Origin of the sequence: Burkholderia sp. TSV86 (assembly GCF_001522865.1) — a bacterium.
Taxonomy (GTDB): Bacteria; Pseudomonadota; Gammaproteobacteria; order Burkholderiales; family Burkholderiaceae; genus Burkholderia.
Genome location: NZ_LOWB01000032.1, coordinates 66,168 through 84,643, shown reverse-complemented (window position 1 = coordinate 84,643; position 18,476 = coordinate 66,168). Strand labels below are relative to the sequence as shown.

Here is an 18,476-nt window from a genome sequence, read left to right as displayed (position 1 = left end):
CAAGCGTTCGCACCGGGCGCGGCGCTCAGGCGCCAATCGTAATGAAAATTGGCCCTTTTGCTTCCGGAACCTCGAACGTGGTACCGCCGGCATCGAGCTTGGCGCCGTACATATCGGTCACGCGCGCATTGGCCGGCAGCCGCGACAAGTCGACGGCGACTGAATTGCCGGCGCCGTAGCACCAGACCACGTACTTTGTCGCGCGCGGCGCGGCCAACTTCAGCACGATGTAACGTGCGTTGGCGTCGAGCCGATACTGCGCACGTTCGGCGTCCCCGGTGAACGAGAACAGATGCTGGACGGCGGTGTAGGCAGGCAGCTTTTCACCGTTGGCATCCAGCAGTCCGAAATTGTGCTCCATGTCTTTGTTGTTCCGGCCGTCGTTGCGAATGTCGTAGTACGACGTGAGGCCGACTTGGGCGATCCAGTTCGACAGCAGCAGCCGCACCGCATATTTCGCTTGGCGCGCGCGCGCGATTTGCGAGTGGCCGTCGTCGATGTCGGACACATAGTTGTAGCCGTAGCTCGGGTATGCCCATTCGGTCGCCCACACCTGCGGTTTCTTGCGATACGTCGACAGATCGCGCCGCAGCGCGGCGTAATCGGCGAAGACGGTTTCGGGTTCGGTCTGCCGGTAAGGATGTACGCTGATTGCGTCGGGCGCGGCTTGCTTCGGGCCGCCGATGTCGCCGACCTTACGAATGAACGCGCGGTTGATCTGCTGCACGCCGCCCGTCGCGACGATCGCATTCGGGTCTGCGGTCTTGATCGCCTGCACGGATTTTTTAAGCACTTCCTTATAATCGTCGGCCGACGGCTTACCGAGCCAGTAGGTCGGGTGATCCTCCTCGTTCCAGATCTCGTAGCGTACCGCTTTGCCCTTGAAGTGCTGCGCGACCTTGAATGCATAGGTGCGGAATGCGTTGAGTTGCGCGGGCTGCGTCGGTGGCCCCTTCGGGCTCAACGCATAGTGCTGGCCGCTGAGGATGAACAGCACGCCGAGGCCGCGTGCGGACAGATCGGCGACGAGTTTGTCGTACTGCGAAAAATCCCAGCCGTGTGGCGTATCGACTGCTTGCCAGAACAGGTTGGCGCGAATGAACGTGAAGCCTGCGTTCTTGATCGCGTCGAGCAGCTTCGTGTCGCCGATCTCGTGTACCGCGATGCCGGTGTTGTCGCGCGATGCGACGAAGCTCGGCAGATCGACATACGGCGGGTTGGCGGCGGAAGTCGACTGCGATGCGCTCAGCGTGACAACGCTAGGCTCGCTGGCGAAGCTGAGCGTGACGAGCGTGGCGCTTGCGAGCGCGGCGAACAGCCGATGGCGCAGGGATAGCGTGCGGTTCTTCATATCGTCGTTTCCTTCTCGCACGCGCCTTCAGTGCAGCCCCGACGCGGTGCCGCGCACGTTGCGTTGCAGCCGTTCGAATGCGATCCGCGCACTCGAGATGCGCGGCAGCGGCACGCGCTGGCTGATTGAGTTCAGAACCACGCCGAAGAACAGCAGGCAGCCAGTCGTTTCATAAATATCGGTTGTCAGCCCGCTCGCGAGCAGAAAGCACAGCATCAGCCAGATCGGCCGGCTGTTCGATTCGCGCGAGAGCACGAAATGGACGAATGCTGCGATGAGAAACGCGTTGCCGATCACGCCGACATTCGCCAGCGTGTAAAGGGCCATGTTGTCCGCGTAGCCGGTGTTGAAGCCGAATCCGGTTGCGCCGTTGCCGACCGCCGAGCCGAATCCGACTGACGAGCCGAAGCCGCCCGGCCCGACGCCGAGCCAGATCAGGTGCTCGCGCACCATGCCTTCGATCAGCATCGGCCATGTGTTGAAGAAGCGGTCTTGCATCGACGACAGCGAACCGGAACTGCTGATGTCCTGAATGCTCGCCAGCGTGATGAGCCAGCCTGCGATCGGCAGCGCGACGACGAGCGCCGACAGTGTGATGCTCGCGGTGCGCAGCGAGCGCGTGCGCAGCATCAGATGCAGCCCGACGACGATCACGAGCGCGACGAGGGTTGTCTTATTCGTCGTTTTCCAAATGGCGAGCGCCGACAGCGCGAGGATCGTTGTGACGGCGGCGCGCGAGCGCAGGCGCGGGAAGATCCAGGTCACGAGCAGGCCGATCAGCAGCCCTGTCGACGCGCTGCTGCGACCGAAGCCGGGCAGCCGCGATGCCGTGCCCACGTAGGTCGCTTTTGCGATCGTCACGCTCACACCGCCGCCGATATCGACGCTGCCGCCGACCCAAGGCAGGTGTACGAAATAGTTGAGGAACACGCCGCCAACCGCAAGCAGTGTGAGCCCGACGAGCACGGCTAACATTCGCGGCGATTCGAGTACTTCGAGCGCCTGCGGCGGCATCACGAGCGCGAACAACATCGGCGAAACCGTCCAGATCCAGAAGAGCGCGGCGCTCAACGGAATACCGTTGGCGAGCGAAACGCACATCTGCGCGCCCAGATACGTGATGATGAGCACGTGGCTTGCCTTTGGCCGTTCGACGAGCGCGAAGCCGAGCGCCGCGACCATCAGTGCCTTCGGCAGATAGCCGAGCGGTGCGAGGCCGACGAGCGACGTGTAGTAGCGGATCGCGCCGGACAGCACGTCGCTGGCGACGGCGATGACGAAGATCGCCGCCCAGAGTCGGTGTATCTTCGAGATACCTTGCATCTGTACGTGATGGTCAAATTGCGGGCCGCACTGCGGATCGAACGGTCTCATCTTGCGGGCTGGCATCGTCTGGTCTCGAACGGTTGCGCGCATCGCTTTCAATTATCAGCGAACGATGCCGGGAAACGTGATTCCAGTTCGTTGCGTCTGATTCGTTCGGACCGCGCGCCGGCGCGGTCGCGCATGCGGCCGGCCGCCTCGAGGCGGCTTGGTTGGCTGAAGGCGCTGCCGCGCATAGCGGTGGCACCGAACGTGAATCGATACTGGATCCATCGTCTGCGTCGAAGGATAGCGTTGCCATCTATCGGGGAAAGTACGAAAGCCTACACTACGCCGATGGTGCGAATGGCGGTTAACATCGCAAGATAGCGTTAAATATAGTGGAACGTTAAGGATAACGGATAATAATTGGCGGAAGATGGCGCCATGTCGCAGAGCAGCGAACACGTATGGCCTTTTTGCATGCATCAATCGTGCCGGCCTGGTTTGATCGCGCGGGGCTTGTGAACAGGCGATGATCGGTGTTTAGGCCAACCACGCGCGCTGGCTGCAAGCACATGCGGCAGGCGGCTTTTCGGCTGCGCGGTCGATCGGCTGGGTTTGCAAGCCTTTGTTACAACTATGACCTCGTATCCAAGAGATGGATGACGGCTCCGCTGTTCCATCAGATGGGATTTGCCGGATTTAAATCCCACTGGACAAGAGCTTGTTGGATAAAGATCGCTGATTTAGTCAAGCTGTTCGCTCGTTGCTGACTGACATTCCGAATGGTGTGACGAAACCGTGCTTGCATTTTGCGCGGCGCCGCGAAGCGCAACGCGGAGCAAAAAAAATCGCCTCCCCGAAGAGAGGCGATCGTGCCCGCCAGCGCGCGGCCGGCGGATTGCGTGATGCGCCGGGACGGTTACTTGACCGAGCTTGCGCTGACCTTCGCGAAGTCGAGGCTGCCGAAGCCGGTGTCGTAATCCCAGCCGGTCTTGGCGCTGTAGCCATAGCCGTTGTAGCCATTGTTGCCCGATGTCACGTCATGCACGAGCGACGGATTGCTCGGCAGGCCCGCATAGAACGCTGACGTCGGCAGTCCGAGGCTATTGCCGTTGGCCGATTCCACGCGTGCCCAGCCACCCACGAAGATCGGCGAGGCGAGGCTCGTGCCGCCGATTAACTGGTTCGGTTGGCCGTTAATGATGATGTACGCGCCCGTCGCGCCCGCTGCGTCGAATGCTACGTCAGGCAGTACGCGCTTGGTGACTGTGCTGCCGAGTGCGGCCGTCTGCCAGCTCGGCGCGGTTTCGTAGGCGCTGATGCCGCCGCCCGTCGCCCAGAGTCGAACCTGGTTCGTGACCTGATCCGCATACGAGAGCCCTTCGTTCCAGACGGTCTCGCCAGCCCACGTCGTCGTGCCGCTCGTCGACAGCGTCGTGCCGCCGACCGCGACGACGTTCGGCGAACTGGCCGGGTGTGAAACGCTGTATTTGCCGAGGTTGATCCGCACCGTGATCGCACCGCTGCTGCTTTCCGTGCCGACATAACCGGGCGCGCCGCTGTAGGGTGCACTCGACCATTGATAGACGCCCGAATCGCCAGACGACACCGAGAAGATCTGGCCTTGCGCGACTGCCTGCTTGAAGACTGCGTTGTCCGCGGCGAGCGAGCCGTCGGAGTTCGCCGCGGCTTCGTCCAGGCCGAGTGACACGTTGATGACCTTCGCGACGTTGTCGGTGACCGCCTTGTTGTACGCGGCCGTGAGCGACGCGGTGGTGAGCGCGCTGTCGTTTGAGTCGCCGTTGATGGCCGAATAGAAGATGAGTTGCTTGACGCCGCCCGACGTGCCGATGATCGTCTGGCTGTCGAGATCCCATTCACTCGGATCGCCGTCGTTGGCGAGTGTGCCGGAGCCGCCCGGAACGACCTTGGTGTTGACGGTCGCCAGGCCCGCGCTTCGCGTGAACTGGTTCAGATCGGCAATCGTTTGCGATTGATCGCCCCACGTGATGATGCCGACCGTCGTGTTGGTCGCGGCGGGTAAGACTTTTGCATCATAGATCGATGCGAAATCGGTTGGCTGATGGCCGATTTGCGAGCCTGCCACCGCGTTTCTTACCACCGAATCCGGCGATGCGACGCGATGCAGCATCCGATGCGGAACCGCTGCATTCTGCAGTCCGAGCACCGCATCGACGACCGTACCGAGCGCTGCTGGAACTTGTGCTGCGGAGTCGTTGCCGTAGACCTGCCTGCCGCGATAGCCGAAGCGTTTGAGCGTAGTGCGGAAACCGCGTTCTGCGTTCGATGCGTTGCCTTCGGCGAAGACCAGTTTGTTATTGTCCGACACGCTGACGTTGCTGAAACCGTTCGCCTTCAAATGCGCGATAACGGCTTGCACTTGCGCGTCAGTCGGCCCGAAGCGAGCCTTGAACTGTTGCGGCGTCAGAAACTTGTGATAGTTCGCACTGCCGGGCTTATTCACTTCGCTTAGGAACGCATCGAGTTGGGCTTCGTTACGGTTCTTCAGCACGACGGTCACGCGCAGCGGCTGGCTCAGTTCGAGCGGCGTGACGGTCGTATCGGTGAGTTCCGGCGTTCCGATCGTATTGAGCGCGTAGCTCGGCGCGGTTTTTGCCTGCGTTTGCGAAGCGGCTGTCGTAACAGATGTGCGAGTGAGCAGGAAGGCGTCGGTGTGGGTCGGCGCCCAAGCAGACGCGGCTTGCACGGAAAGCGGGGCCAGCGTTGCGGCAATCGCAAGCGGTAGCAGCGACAGCGCAAAACGTTTCGGAAATAGCGGGTTCACGTGCTGAGTTCTCTGCATTTTCTGATTTCCCAAGAAATGATGAAGAACGGTTGCGAAGCCGGCGTCCGGCGGAAATAGGGGGCTCGGCGCGCAGCCGATGTACGGCGATGCGACCAGATGAGATTCACGGCGACATGGAGATCCTCCTGCTGATGGATTATCGGAATGGTCACGTGCCAAATAATTAGGAATCCGATTTATTTTTCATAAGAAAAAGCGCTACCCTGCGCCGTGCAGAGCGGCGCGTGTCGAATTTCCCTGGCTTGGCTTATCGGAATGTTTCTGTGGACCGGAAATCTATTGTGATTTGCTCATAGAGTGGATGCCGCCCCTCGGAAAGTAATTTAATTGGAAGGATTTGGTTGGGATAATGTATTGATTTATCCCGGCTTCCTTTGTTTGCAGCAAGCTTGTTTCGAAAAAGATAGCAGGGAAAAAAATCGAGCGTCAAACTTTTTTTGATTCGATCTAAAAAATTTAAAGCGGCGATTCCTTCGGTGGAAAATGAATAAAGGGTTTATGTAAGCCGGCGTAAATTAATTGAATGTGGCATGGCCGATAGCTGCAGCGCAGAAGCGGGCGTGGCATCAGGACTTCGCGTGCGGCGATTTGCGGGACATGAATTGCTCGATAAGCCGTAATGCATTGCGGCATGCGTCGAGATCGAACGTATGGATCGTGCTGGAAGCGCCGAGACCGAGATGCGTCGCGAGCCAGCGTATGCCTTTCGCGCGTGCCTCGAAGGCGTTGCAGCCGTCGCGGCGGATTTTCGCGGTAACGAGCGGCTCGAGCGCTGCGTGCAGTTCGGATTTAGCTTGCCTGAGTTCCGCGTTCGCGAGTCTGCCGAGGGGCACATGGCGCCGGCTGCGCGGATAGACCCCGATCCACGCGTCACATGGCGCGCAAATCCAAAGCTCGCCGTGATCCTCGCGGTACGGGTAGGCGGCTTCGCCATGGCGAGCGAGCACGGCTTTCGCGCCGCAATAGTCGCAGACAGGTTGGGGCAAGGCAGGAACGGGACGGCCGACGCGCACGATTTTGGATGGCACGAAAACAGTGTGGAAGAACCGTTAGCGTACACCGAATGGCGCGCGGTGCCCGCTTGTACCGGCGGGGCACGTGAGGCGGCTGCGACGGCGGCGTTGCACCGCGCTCGCAGCCGGCCGGCCTAAGCCGTGCGCGTTAGGCGGCCGTGCTGGCGGCCACGAGCTTGGGTTCGGCCGCCGGCGACGGCTTGGCCACGTCGAGCAGCCAGTCGGTCGTCTCGGCGGGCTGCGTGACGGGCAACATGTGGCCGCCGTCGACAATGCGCAGATCGACGCTATCGAGCCGGTTCTTCAGTGCCTCGGCGTGGCGCTGGTAATTGAGGATCTGATCGTTGCGTCCATGCAGCAACGCAACGGGCACGTTCAACGACGCATAGCGGCTTTCCATATCGGGCAGATCTTCCGGCGCGGCGACGAGATCGGACGATGCCGAATAGAACGCGTGCGGGCGCAAGCCTGTCAGGCCGCCGCCCTTCAGGCCGAAGTCATACGGCACCGGCTCGGGCGAGAAAATCAATTCGGTTGCCTTACGGCTTTGCAGCTTCGCGACCGGCACGCCCAGTGTGAGCGACACGAAGCGGCGCACGAGCGCAAAGCGCAGCGCAAGGCCGCGGAACGGGCCGGGCGGCTCGGTTTCGACGTGCGTGAGCGGCGAAATCAGCGCGACCCGGCTCAAGATCTGCGGATGGTTGAGCGCGAGCGCGAGGGTAATCGCGCCGCCGAGCGAGTGGCCGACGACCACGGGCTTGTCGAGACCGAGCGTGACGATGAACATCGCGATGGTGCGCGCCTGGGCGTACACGTTCGCCGCCGAACGCGGCCCGCGCGTCGAGCGGCCCGAACCGGGGCGATCGACGAGGATCACGCGATGCGATTTCGCGAGCCGTTGCAGGTCCAGATACGCGAAATTGCGCAGATTGCCGCAAAGGCCGTGCACGAACACGATCGGCGGGCCTTCGCCATATTCGACGTAATGCAAGCGATCGGAGCCGATATCGACGAACTTGCCTTCAGGCGGAAACAGCCGTTTGGTGCGATGCGCGATGAACTGCGTGAGCGCGGCGAACGCGGCGAATGCGATGACCAGGTAGTGAAACAGCTTGATTATCATTCGAATCACCTTCCTTCGTAGGCGGGCTGGCGGGTTGAATTATTCTGCTCGACGGGCGTCGGGCGGCGGCGTTCGAATCGCAGGGCGCCGTCGGCGAGCGAGCCGAACCGGAAGAGCGCAAAATCGCGGATATAGTTTTGATAGGCTTTCCAAGGCTTTTTCACGCCCTGCTTGGGCAGCATCGCGGCGGCGCGCTGGATGTAGCCGGACGACAGATCGACGAATGGTTCCAACTCCGTTTGGCCGGGCGGCAGCCGCGGCACGCAGACATCGTAGCCGTGCGTGCGCATGTGCTGGAACATGCGGCACACGTACTGCGCGATCAGCTCGGCCTTCAGCGTCCATGATGCATTCGTATAGCCGAACGACAGCACGAGATTCGGCACGCCGCTGAACATCATCCCTTTGTACGACACCGTTTGCGACAAATCGACCGGCTGGCCGTCGATCGTCAGCGATATCCCGCCCAGCATCTTGAGCTTCAGCCCTGTCGCGGTGACCACTACGTCCGCGTCGAGGCGCTCGCCGCTTTTCAAGAGCAGGCCGGTCGGCGTGAAGCGCTCGATTTCGTCGGTGACGATCGAGGCGTTGCCCGCACGAATTGCTTTGAAGAGATCGCCGTTCGGCACGAGGCAGAGGCGCTGGTCCCACGGTTTATAGCGCGGCGTCAGGTGCTTGCCTGCATCGAGCTGAGGGCCGCTCTGCCTGCTTGCCAAATGGATCAGAAGCTTTTTGATCGCGTCGGGGCGGCGGCGCGAGAGATTGTAGAAGTACATCGTCAGCAGTACATTCTTCACGCGCACGACCCAGTGTGCGAGCCCGGCCGGCAACCAGCGGCGCAGCACGCCTGCAACCGGATCGCGCGCGGGCAGCGACATGATGTAGGTCGGCGAGCGTTGCAGCATCGTCACGTGGCGTGCGACGGGTGTCATCGACGGCACCAGCGTCACCGCGGTCGCGCCGCTGCCGATCACGACGACGCGTTTGCCCGCGTAGTCGAGATCCGACGGCCAGTGTTGCGGATGAACGATGCGGCCCTGGTACGCTTGCTGATCGGGCCAGCTCGGCGCGTGGCCTGCTTCGTAGTCGTAGTAGCCGCTGCACATATAGAGGATGCGGCAGGTGAAGACTGCTTCGTCATTGCGTTCGCCGTCGGTGCGCTGCACGCGCACGGTCCAGCGCGCGCTCGACGAATCCCAGCTCGCGGCGGTGACCTTGTGATTGAAGCGGATTGCGTTGTCGATGCCGAATTCGCGCGCGGTTTCCTTGATGTAGTCGAGGATCGATTGGCCCTGCGCGATCGACTTGTCGCTTTGCCACGGGCGGAAGCTGAAGCCGAGCGTAAACATGTCGGAATCCGAACGAACGCCGGGATAACGGAACAGATCCCAGGTGCCGCCCATCGTCGCGCGGCCTTCGAGGATCGCGTACTTCGCGCCGGGGCAGCGCTCGCGCAGGTAGTAGGCAGCGCCAATGCCGGAGATGCCCGCGCCGACGATCAACACGTCGTAATCGGCTGCACGCGGCGCGGCGCCCGCCAGCGGCGCGCGTTCGTCGGCCGGTCCCAAGGTGGTGTGCCAGTCTGTTGTCGAGTTCATGCGGGATCCTTACTGATCGAGGAAGCGGGCGTGGGCATGGCAGTGCCGTTCAGGCGGGAGAGACGGCGCTCGCGCGATTTGCGCAGAAAGCGCAGCACGAAAATCTGGTATCCGGAGCCGAGCAGGCGAGCGAGTTTGTCGACGCGGCGTGCATCGGCGCCGACGAGCACACGCCGCGCGTTGCGCTTGACGCCGACGAGAATCTGGCGGGCGGCTTCATCGGGCGTGGTGGCGTCGATCAGCCGGTTCGCGGCGCGGCGATGCGTTTCGATATCCTGCCCGGTCAGCGCGGCCACGCTCGCGTCGATACGCGACGCTGTCGCGATATTCGTCGCCACGCCGCCCGGATGCACGCATGTCACGCCGATCGGCGCGCGCTCAAGCTCGAGTTCCATCCTCAGCGCCTCGGTGAAGCCGCGCACCGCGAACTTCGTTGCGTTGTACGCGCTTTGTGTCGGCATAGCGATCAGGCCGAATAAGCTCGACGTGTTGATCACATGGGCGTTGCCTGATTCACGCAGATACGGCAAAAACGCCTGGGTGCCGTGCACGACGCCCCAAAAGTTGATGCCGACGATCCATTCGAAATCCTTGATCGGCACGGTTTCGGCCGCCGCTGCAAGCGATACGCCCGCGTTGTTGAAGAGCAGATTGATCTTGCCGTGCGCTTCGCGCGTCTGGCGCGCCCAGTCGAATACGGCTTCGCGTGACGCGACGTCGAGCCGCTGCGACGTGACCCGCACGCCGTAGCCGGTGCATGATGCGACGGTCTGCGCGAGGCTGTCCGTATTGATATCGCTGAGCGCGAGATGACAACCCTGGCGCGCGAGCTGGATCGCCAAGCTGCGCCCCATGCCCGATCCCGCGCCCGTGATTGCCGCCACCTTGCCGGAGAAATTCCTCATCGGACGGGCCTCCCTTTGGCTGTCTCCATCGTTATGTCGATTTAGAATGTGGTGCGAGTCAACACCACTTTAATTTTGACATTGGCTGATGTCAAATAGCGGAATGGAGAAAATACTCGAACGGGGCAAGAAGGGCCGCCCATACGCCGGTATCCCACCGGAAGCCCGGGCGGCGGAGCGCCGCGACGCGCTGATTCGCGCGGGCACGCGCATTTTCGGCACGGTCGGTTTCCAGCGGGCCACCGTGCGCGCGATTTGCCAGGAAGCGAAGCTCAACGATCGCTATTTCTATGCGGCGTTCGATAGCACCGATGCATTGCTGCGCAGCACCTACGAGCACCATGCGCAGCGGCTGCGCGTGTCGGTGAAGCAGGCGGTCGCCGCGCTCGGCGCGACGCGTGACGGGCTTGACGCACGGATCGACGTGAGTCTCGCCGCATTCTTCGCATTTTTGCGGGACACGTGCGCGGCGCGCGTGCTGCTGCTCGAAGTGATGGGCGTGAGCGCGCAAACCGATGTGACGTACCAGCGCAATCTGAGTGAATTCGGCAAGATGATCGTGACGCTCGTGGCGCCGCTGAGCGACGATCCCGACGTGCGCGCGGACCAGCGGATCATCGGAATTGCGCTGGTGGGCGCGATGACGAACGTTGGCGCCGCGTGGTTGCTGACCGGTTATCGCGATTCCGAGCAGACAATGGTGCGCAATTGCCGGCAGGTGTTGCTCGGTGCGTTGCAGCATTTGGCCGCGCGCTGAGCGGCGGCACGATCGGCCGGGGCGCCGTGCCGCACTGGGTTGGGGGGATTGTGCGACGCAGGCGGTGCGTGTGCCGCAAGCCACACTTTCGCGCCGCGCGGCTTCATGCCGATCGCGGGCGGGAAATTTGTCGGGGACGCGTGCGCGCTCATTGCGCGAGCCGCGCTTTCAACATGTCGATCAGCGCCCGTACTTTCGGGCTCGGATGGCTCGTCGACGGAAATACCGCGTGAATGTCGCCGGGCGGCAGCGCCCAGCCGGGCAGCAGCCGCACGAGCCGTTCGGCCGCGATATCGTCCGCCGTTGCGAAACTTGTCGCGATGCCGAAGCCGCCGCCCGCCAACACCGCTGCGCGGCAAGCGGTCGCCGTGTTCGACGCGAACGCGCGCTTGCAGCGCACACGCGCGCGCTCACCTTGCGTATTCGCAAGCTCGAATATCGTGCGCGGCAGCGTGGACAGCATGACGTAAGGCAGCGCGCTTAACGCATCCGGCGTCTCCGGCGCGCCGTGACGTGCGACGAACGCGGGGCTGGCGACGATCCAGCGTTCGAATTCGCCGATTTTCACCGCGCGGTGGTTCGAATCGGCGAGCCGGCCGAGCCGGATCGCGACGTCGAGGTTGTCGTGAACGAGATCGACGATCCGGTCGTCGCAGATCAGCTCGATGTCGAGCGCCGGATGCGCGTCGCGCAGCGCGACCAGCGCGGGCGTGACGACAAGCGAGCCGTAGTCGATCGCGGCGCTCACGCGCAGCGTGCCGCGCAGCGGCCCCGTGTCGCCGGATACTGCGCCGAGCGCCGCGTCGGCCGCACGCAGGATGTCGCGGCATGCGTCGTAGAACTCGCGGCCTGCGTCCGTCACGTTGAGCCGGCGCGTGGTTCTCACGAGCAGATTCGCGCCGACTTCCGCTTCGAGCCGCTGCATGTGCGCGCTGACCATTGTTTTCGCAAGCCCGAGCCGCCCGGCTGCCGCCGTGAATGAGCCGGCCTCGACCACCGCGACGAAGATTGCCAGCCGGTTCAAGTTAACGCTGCGGACGTCCGCCATCGCCAATTGTCCATTTATCAAGGATTGTGTTTCAGAAATTATCCATCTTCTATGGACTTAACGTGCGCGGTACGCTGCGAGTGTCCCTGGCCGGATAGCCGAATAGACCGGGCGTGACGCGTGGTGAATGACGCGGGGTCAGCCACGCGCAGTGCTTGGCCCGCGTTTCGCGCCGGTTTCCGGCGGGCCGCCTGCGCACGCGTCCGGCGCGGATGCCTGCCACGGACTGACCGGTCGGCGCGAATGCGCCGCCGCGTGTTTTCCTCTGTCCCGTTTTCGCTTACGGAGTGCCGTCATGCCAGTTGTCATGCAACCCGCCGCGCCGATCCGGCTTCATATGCATCCGTTGTCCGGTCATTGCCATCGCGTTCTTTTGTTCCTGTCGCTGCTTGGCCTGCCGGTCGAGCGTGTCGAGGTGGACTTGGCCGGCGGCGCGAACCGTCGCGCCGAGTTTCTCTCGCTCAATCCGTTCGGCCAGGTGCCGGTGATCGAGGACGGCGATACGGTGCTGTGCGATTCGAACGCGATCCTCGTCTATCTTGCGAAGCGGTATGCCGATCCGTCATGGCTGCCGGTCGATCCGGCAGGTGCGGCGGCCGTGCAGCGCTGGTTGTCGCTTGCGGCCGGGCCGATTGCGTATGGCCCCGCGGCGGCGCGTCTTGTCACGGTGTTCGGCCAGCCGCTGGACCACGCGAACGCGGTGCGGATCGCGCGGCGTCTGTTCGATGTGCTCGATCCGGAGCTTGCACATAAGCGCTTCGCGATAGGCGATCAACCGACGATAGCCGATGTCGCCGCTTATTCGTATATCGCGCATGCGCCGGAGGGAGACGTGCCGCTCGAGCCTTATGCGCACCTGCGTGAATGGCTCGCGCGCATCGAGGCGCTACCGGGTTTCGTGCCGATGCCAGCGGCGAAGGCGGGGCGGCGCGCGGCCTGACGGTGTTGCCGCAGGCGCGGCTTGGTGCCGGCAGCGGTTCTCTCGCGTGCATTTCCGGCCGGCCGGACGGGTGGTGCGCGTGGTTGCCGCGCCGTGCGTGCCGGCGGGAAGTTTCATCGGCGGGGTGCCGGCAATGGGCGTTTGTCCGCGCGCCGCCTGCGCTGACGGTGATGGGGGCTATCGCAAAGGAGGCCGAGATGACGGAGCCGATGTCGTTGGTGCTCGACGAGCGCGCGGTTGCCGCGCCGTTTCATGAAGGCGAACTCGTCGCGCAGCAGCGCGCGGGTGTGGCGGCGGTGGCCGAGGCACTCGGCCGCCGCGGAGTCCGCATGTTCATGCCGGATCAGCATCGGACATTTTATGCGCAACGGCCGTTTTTCGTTGTCGGCGGGTTGGATGCCGACGGGCAGCCGTGGGCGACATTGCGAGCCGGCGAGCCGGGGTTCGTCGTGTCGCCGGGTCCACGCACGCTCGCCATCACGGGCGGCGAATTGCGCGACGATCCGCTCGCCGGCTGCTGGCGCGCCGGCAGTTTGTTCGGCGGCCTTGGCATCGAGCCGCACACGCGGCGGCGCAACCGGATCAATGGCATCGTGACCGCGATAGACAGCGATACGATGTCGGTAACGGTCAGCCAGAGCTTCGGTAACTGTCCGAAATATATTCAGAGCCGCGTGCCATGGCGAAGGCCGGTGGATGAGGGCGCGTTGCCGCCGCAGCATCGCGCCGCGTGGCTGGCCGACGCCGACTGCGAATGGCTTGCGCGCGCGGATACGTTTTTCATCGCGAGCGCAAACGCGGAAGAAGCGGCAGGCCGTGCGCGCGGCGTCGACGTGTCGCATCGCGGCGGGTTGCCGGGCTTCGTGCGCGTCGACGATGAGCGCACGCTGACGGCGCCCGATTACAGCGGCAATAATCTCTTCAATACGATCGGCAACTTGCTGCGCGAGCCCCGCGCTGGGCTGCTGTTCGTCGATTTCGAGCATGGCGGTCTGCTGTATATCGCCGCCGACGCGCAGATCATCTGGGACGGGCCCGAGCTTGCGGCGTTCGATGGCGCGCAGCGTCTCGTGCGATTCAAGATTCGCGAAGTACGCCGCAGTGCGGGCGTGGTGCCGTTCAAATGGTCGGCGCCAGAATTCGCGCCCCAGTTTGGATCGCGATCCGCAACGTAGCCCGCAGCGCAGCATGGCATGGGCCGGTCGATCCGGGTTGCCGGGCCCGCTGGCGCACGCGGCGCGTGATCGGGATCATGCTGGACGCGGCGCTCGTTCGTATCGCGGCGGCGGGCGGCCTGCGTGTAAGGCCCGATGTTGTCCCGCCTGCGCGGTGCGGCTGACACGCGCATCGGCCGTCCTCGGCGGTGGCGGCGGCCCGCAGCGGCTTTCTGCCCGCTTTCGGCGCCTAAGGCGCGGCGGCGCGTAACTCATCGGACGGGCTTCGCGCGACTATCGAAAACGCCAATGTCCTAAGTTGACCGGATGGTCAATATTGGCGCAGCCATTCCCTGACCTGTTGCAAATCGGCACAGCAATCGTGCGCGCCGGCGGTACGATATCGCCTTTTTTCGACGGCCCAGGTTGGCATCGGTCTTGCATCGTCGCGCCGTCGACTTTGCCGTCGACCCATGATTCGCCGGATCGCGCGCTCGCGCACCAGCCACGACGATTGCCCGTTCAATATCAGGAAAACTAACCACGTGAATGCATCCTGGAGATCATTTCGCGCCCGTCATTCGTTGCACGCCGCGCGATGCGCGGCTGTCTGCGCTGCGTCGGCGCTTGCGTTCTGCGCATCGGCATCGCATGCGCAGGCGCTGACCGAAAGCGTCGGCGAGCCCGCGTTGACCAAGCCCGCGCCGCCAGCAGCATCGCCGTACCTATCGGATTGGCTGCGCCAGAGCATCGGCGTGATCGGCTCGAAGAACATCCGCTTCGGTCCATACCGGACCAACGATGTCTACATCGAGTACGAATATTTCGGCCGCAAGGGACCGTTCGACCTATACGGCTACGTCGATATCCCGCGTGCATTCGGCATCGGCAACGGCTACGATTCGGGAATTTCGAACAAGGGCTCACCGCTTTTCAGCGAGCAAGAGCCGCGCGTGTCGATCGACGATCTGCTTGGCCGCAGCCTGGCTTTCGGACCTATCAAGCAATGGTATCTCGCATTCGATTGGATCTACGATCAGGGCCACAGCCGCGCGGGACGGCAGAACACGCTGTATGCGGGTATCGGCACGGATCTCGCGGCGCCCGGCAAGTTGATTCTGCAAGCGAACCTCTATTTGCGCAGGCAATGGGAGAACTATGGCGCGGCAAACGAAAATACCTGGGATGGCTATCGCGCGCAGATGAAATACATCTATCCGTTCGGCAAACTCGGCCGTGGCAATCTGATCTACGTCGGCTTCTTCAACTACGATTTCGGCTCGCGGCTTCGTGAAAGGACAGGCGGTGATACCCGCACCGACACCGCATTCGTTGCGACCAACGTGCTGATCTACGAACTCGAGCGCTGGCGCTTCTGGGCAGCGGCCCGCTATTTTCACAACGGCGGCCAGTGGGGCGGCACGGCGCTGGATTTCGGCAACGGTCCATTCCAGAACCGCTCGACGGGATGGGGCTATTACGCCAGCGTCGGTTATCGGTTCTGACTCCGAATCTTTTCTACGAGGACATCCATCTTGGACATTCTGCGCAGCCTGTGTGGCATCGTGGTCTTGCTCGGCGTCGGTTACGCGCTGTCGATCAACCGGCGGGCGGTCAGCGCCCGCACCGTCATCGGCGCACTTGCGATCCAGATCGCGATTGGCGCGCTCGTGTTGTTCGTGCCGCTCGGGCGCGACGTGCTCGCGGCGATCGCGCACGCCGTCACGAGTGTGCTCGATATGGGGCAGCACGGCCTGAGCTTCCTGTTCGGCGGCCTCGTCGGCGACAAGATGTTTGCGCTGTTCGGCGATTCCGGCTTCGTGTTCGGGCTGCGCGTGCTGCCGATGGTCGTTTTCGTCACGTCGTTGATCGCGGTGCTGTATTACATCGGCGTGATGAAGTGGTTGATTCTGATCGTCGGCACCGCGTTCGCGAAGCTGCTCGGCGTGAGCCGGATCGAGGCGTGCTCGGCCGTTGCGACGATCTTCATCGGCCAAAGCGAGCTGCCCGCCTTCGTGAAGCCGTTCGTCAACCGGATGACCCGCACGGAGATCTTCGCGGCGATGTCGAGTGGGATGGCGTCCGTTGCGGGATCGGTGCTCGCCGGTTACGCGGGGCTCGGCGTCAGGATGGAGTATTTGCTCGCCGCGTCGTTCATGGCGATTCCGGGCGGGCTGCTGTTCGGCAAGATGCTGTGTCCGACAACCGAGCGCAGCCACGCCGATGTCGATACGCTCGAATTCGACGACAAGCACGCTGCGAACGTGATCGAGGCGGCGGCGTCGGGCGCGGCCGTGGGGATGCGGATCGCGGTGAACGTGGGGACGATGCTGATCGCGTTCATCAGCTTGATTGCGTTGCTGAACGCGTTGGTCGGGGTGGTCGCGGGCTGGATAGGGTTTGCCGGCGTCTCGCTGCAATCGTTGCTCGGCGCGCTGTTTGCGCCGCTTGCGTGGCTGATCGGTGTGTCGTGGCACGATGCACCCGTGGCCGGCAGTTTTATCGGCCAGAAGCTGATCTTGAACGAGTTCGTCGCGTACAGCTCGCTGTCGCCGTATCTGAAAGACGCCGCGCAGGTTGCGGCGGCGGGCTTGCCAGTGCTCGCCCCGAAGACGCTCGCGATCGTATCGTTCGCGCTGTGCGGGTTCGCGAACTTCTCGTCGATCGCGATTCTGACGGGCGGCTTCACGGCGATCGAACCGTCGCTGCGCTCGGATGTCGCCCGCTACGGGATGCGCGCGCTCGCGGCCGCGACGCTATCGAACCTGATGAGTGCGACGATTGCCGGTCTGTTTCTGTCTTTGTCCCTATCGTGAGCGAGTCCGCATGGCGCTTTCGCTGCATCGAAACCCATCAGCCGGGCCGGCGCTAAAGGCGCTGCATCCGGCCGAGCCCGCTTTGCCCAACGGCGAGCACGCCGACGCGCTCATGGCCGCGCCCGCCGCATCGGCTGGCGCGGCCGCCGGGCGGGTGACCATGCGCGCCGGCGGCAACCGCAAACAGTAAAAGGAGAAGCGATGTTCCTGCCGCAGGAGTTCATTCGCCAGGTACGCGACCGGCAGACGCTCGACGCAGCCGATATCGAGTGTTTCGTGCGCGGCGTGACGACGGGCGACGTGACCGAAGGCCAGATCGCGGCATTCGCGATGGCGGTCTACTTCAATGAGCTGCCGTTGCCCGCGCGTATCGCGCTGACGCTCGCACAGCGCGATTCCGGCGACGTGCTCGACTGGCGCGGCGAGCGCCTGAATGGCCCGGTCGTCGATAAACATTCGACGGGCGGCGTCGGCGATTTGACGTCGCTGTTGATCGGCCCGTTGGTTGCCGCGTGCGGTGGCTACGTGCCGATGATTTCGGGGCGAGGGCTCGGCCACACCGGCGGCACGCTCGACAAACTCGAAGCGATTCCCGGCTATGACATCGCGCCGGATGTTCATGCGCTGCGCCGCGTGGTGCGCGACGTCGGCGTGGCGATCGTCGGCCAGACCGCGCAGCTCGCGCCGGCCGACAAACGAATCTATGCGGTACGCGACGTGACGGCGACCGTCGAGTCGATTTCGCTGATCACCGCGTCGATTTTGTCGAAGAAGCTCGCGGCGGGTATCGAAGCGTTGGCGATGGACGTGAAGGTCGGCTCGGGCGCATTCATGCCGAGTTTGGACAAGGCGGCCGAGCTTGCGCGCAGCATTGTCGATGTCGGCAATGGCGCGGGGATGAAGACGGCGGCCACACTCACCGACATGAATCAGGCGCTTGCGCCATGCGCGGGCAACGCGCTCGAGGTGCGTTGCGCGATCGATTGCTTGACAGGCGCCGCGCGCCCCGAGCGGCTGCTCGGCGTCAGCATGGCGCTTGCCGCGCGGATGCTGACGATGGGCGGTCTCGCACCGGACGAAGACGGCGCGCGCCGGCAGCTTGCCGCCGCGCTCGAATCGGGCGCGGCGGCCGAGCGTTTCGCGCGGATGGTTGCGGCGCTCGGCGGCCCGGCCGATCTGCTTGAGCGGCCTGACGCGTATTTGCCGTGCGCGGCGGTGGCTGCGCCGGTGTTTGCCGGGCAGGCCGGCTGGATCGAGCAAATCGACGTGCGCGCGCTCGGGCTGGCGGTGGTCGAGTTGGGAGGTGGGCGTGCGAAGATCGGCGACGCGCTTGATTATTCGGTCGGCTTGAGCGCGCTGGCCGCGCTTGGCGAGCGCATCGACGCGCAGCGGCCGCTGGCGCTCGTGCATGCGCGCGACGCCGCCGCGGCGCAGCGTGCGGCGGACAGCGTGCGGCGTGCGTACCGGATCGGCGCGTCGCAGCCGGCGCCAGCGCGCGTCATTTATGACATGCTGGGCTGACGATCGGATAAGGTTGCGCGAGTCGCGGGAAAGCAATGGGTCGGCGCGAACCGGCCGGTCGCGCCGAATCCGTCCGCAACTGCGCGGCGCTCGTCGTCTTCAACTGCGCACCGCT

General features: G+C 63.7%; 15 protein-coding genes. 7 read left to right on the top strand and 8 right to left on the bottom strand.

Annotated features, from left to right (window positions below):
- Window positions 1-25: 25 nt before the first annotated feature.
- From WS68_RS05310 to WS68_RS05280, 7 genes are all read right to left on the bottom strand, one after another.
- On the bottom strand, window positions 26-1,351 hold the full coding sequence (locus WS68_RS05310) for a cellulase family glycosylhydrolase (RefSeq protein WP_059569794.1): 1,326 nt from the start codon (window positions 1,349-1,351) through the stop codon (window positions 26-28).
- 27 nt (window positions 1,352-1,378) lie between these two features.
- Window positions 1,379-2,740: a hypothetical protein gene (locus WS68_RS05305; RefSeq protein ID WP_059569793.1), complete on the bottom strand. Its 1,362-nt coding sequence runs from the start codon at window positions 2,738-2,740 to the stop codon at window positions 1,379-1,381.
- Window positions 2,741-3,578: 838 nt separating this feature from the next.
- Entirely contained in the window at window positions 3,579-5,483 is a 1,905-nt protein-coding gene (locus WS68_RS05300; protein ID WP_059569792.1) for a S53 family peptidase, read from the bottom strand.
- 569 nt (window positions 5,484-6,052) lie between these two features.
- Window positions 6,053-6,499: a zinc-finger-containing protein gene (locus WS68_RS05295; RefSeq protein WP_059569791.1), complete on the bottom strand. Its 447-nt coding sequence runs from the start codon at window positions 6,497-6,499 to the stop codon at window positions 6,053-6,055.
- A 148-nt stretch (window positions 6,500-6,647) separates the two neighbouring features.
- The gene (locus tag WS68_RS05290; RefSeq protein WP_059569790.1) at window positions 6,648-7,622 is read right to left on the bottom strand and encodes an alpha/beta fold hydrolase; all 975 of its coding nucleotides are present in this window, start codon (window positions 7,620-7,622) and stop codon (window positions 6,648-6,650) included.
- Between the two features lie 5 nt (window positions 7,623-7,627).
- Entirely contained in the window at window positions 7,628-9,220 is a 1,593-nt protein-coding gene (locus tag WS68_RS05285; RefSeq protein ID WP_059569789.1) for a flavin-containing monooxygenase, read from the bottom strand.
- Window positions 9,217-10,125 carry an SDR family NAD(P)-dependent oxidoreductase gene (locus WS68_RS05280; RefSeq protein ID WP_059569788.1) on the bottom strand — a complete coding sequence of 303 codons (909 nt, stop codon included), beginning with the start codon at window positions 10,123-10,125 and terminating at the stop codon, window positions 9,217-9,219. The genes WS68_RS05285 and WS68_RS05280 overlap by 4 nt, the downstream gene beginning before the upstream one ends.
- 103 nt (window positions 10,126-10,228) lie before the next feature.
- On the opposite strand from WS68_RS05280, the gene WS68_RS05275 reads away from it, so the two are divergent.
- Window positions 10,229-10,882, top strand: coding sequence for a TetR/AcrR family transcriptional regulator (locus WS68_RS05275; protein WP_059569787.1), 654 nt, complete (start codon window positions 10,229-10,231; stop codon window positions 10,880-10,882).
- Window positions 10,883-11,030: 148 nt separating this feature from the next.
- On the opposite strand, the gene WS68_RS05270 is transcribed toward WS68_RS05275, so the two are convergent.
- Window positions 11,031-11,930 (bottom strand): LysR family transcriptional regulator, encoded by a 900-nt coding sequence (locus WS68_RS05270; RefSeq protein WP_059569786.1) that lies wholly within the window; start codon window positions 11,928-11,930, stop codon window positions 11,031-11,033.
- A gap of 295 nt (window positions 11,931-12,225) precedes the next feature.
- Here WS68_RS05270 and WS68_RS05265 point away from each other — a divergent pair, with 295 nt between their 5' ends.
- The 6 genes from WS68_RS05265 to deoA all read left to right on the top strand — a co-directional run bounded on the left by WS68_RS05265 (window position 12,226) and on the right by deoA (window position 18,361).
- Window positions 12,226-12,870, top strand: coding sequence for a glutathione S-transferase family protein (locus tag WS68_RS05265; RefSeq protein ID WP_059569785.1), 645 nt, complete (start codon window positions 12,226-12,228; stop codon window positions 12,868-12,870).
- A 197-nt stretch (window positions 12,871-13,067) separates the two neighbouring features.
- Window positions 13,068-14,045 carry a pyridoxamine 5'-phosphate oxidase family protein gene (locus tag WS68_RS05260; protein ID WP_082709811.1) on the top strand — a complete coding sequence of 326 codons (978 nt, stop codon included), beginning with the start codon at window positions 13,068-13,070 and terminating at the stop codon, window positions 14,043-14,045.
- A gap of 524 nt (window positions 14,046-14,569) precedes the next feature.
- A complete protein-coding gene (gene tsx / locus WS68_RS05255) occupies window positions 14,570-15,529 on the top strand; it encodes a nucleoside-specific channel-forming protein Tsx (RefSeq protein WP_059569833.1) in 960 nt (319 codons plus the stop codon).
- Window positions 15,530-15,559: 30 nt separating this feature from the next.
- Window positions 15,560-16,840: a NupC/NupG family nucleoside CNT transporter gene (locus WS68_RS05250; protein WP_059569784.1), complete on the top strand. Its 1,281-nt coding sequence runs from the start codon at window positions 15,560-15,562 to the stop codon at window positions 16,838-16,840.
- 10 nt (window positions 16,841-16,850) lie between these two features.
- Window positions 16,851-17,030 (top strand): hypothetical protein, encoded by a 180-nt coding sequence (locus tag WS68_RS05245; RefSeq protein ID WP_059569783.1) that lies wholly within the window; start codon window positions 16,851-16,853, stop codon window positions 17,028-17,030.
- Window positions 17,031-17,041: 11 nt separating this feature from the next.
- Entirely contained in the window at window positions 17,042-18,361 is a 1,320-nt protein-coding gene (gene deoA / locus WS68_RS05240; protein WP_059569782.1) for a thymidine phosphorylase, read from the top strand.
- The last annotated feature ends 115 nt before the right edge of the window (window positions 18,362-18,476 follow it).

Bases quoted from the DNA above. Each gene is read 5' to 3' on its own strand.
- WS68_RS05280 (WP_059569788.1), bottom strand. From the start codon at position 10,125: ATGAGGAATTTCTCCGGCAAGGTGGCGGCAATCACGGGCGCGGGATCG.
- WS68_RS05275 (WP_059569787.1), top strand. From the start codon at position 10,229: ATGGAGAAAATACTCGAACGGGGCAAGAAGGGCCGCCCATACGCCGGT.
- WS68_RS05290 (WP_059569790.1), bottom strand. From the start codon at position 7,622: ATGATAATCAAGCTGTTTCACTACCTGGTCATCGCATTCGCCGCGTTC.
- WS68_RS05305 (WP_059569793.1), bottom strand. From the start codon at position 2,740: ATGCCAGCCCGCAAGATGAGACCGTTCGATCCGCAGTGCGGCCCGCAA.
- WS68_RS05245 (WP_059569783.1), top strand. From the start codon at position 16,851: ATGGCGCTTTCGCTGCATCGAAACCCATCAGCCGGGCCGGCGCTAAAG.
- deoA (WP_059569782.1), top strand. From the start codon at position 17,042: ATGTTCCTGCCGCAGGAGTTCATTCGCCAGGTACGCGACCGGCAGACG.
- WS68_RS05300 (WP_059569792.1), bottom strand. From the start codon at position 5,483: ATGCAGAGAACTCAGCACGTGAACCCGCTATTTCCGAAACGTTTTGCG.
- WS68_RS05270 (WP_059569786.1), bottom strand. From the start codon at position 11,930: ATGGCGGACGTCCGCAGCGTTAACTTGAACCGGCTGGCAATCTTCGTC.
- WS68_RS05285 (WP_059569789.1), bottom strand. From the start codon at position 9,220: ATGAACTCGACAACAGACTGGCACACCACCTTGGGACCGGCCGACGAA.
- WS68_RS05265 (WP_059569785.1), top strand. From the start codon at position 12,226: ATGCCAGTTGTCATGCAACCCGCCGCGCCGATCCGGCTTCATATGCAT.
- WS68_RS05310 (WP_059569794.1), bottom strand. From the start codon at position 1,351: ATGAAGAACCGCACGCTATCCCTGCGCCATCGGCTGTTCGCCGCGCTC.
- WS68_RS05260 (WP_082709811.1), top strand. From the start codon at position 13,068: ATGACGGAGCCGATGTCGTTGGTGCTCGACGAGCGCGCGGTTGCCGCG.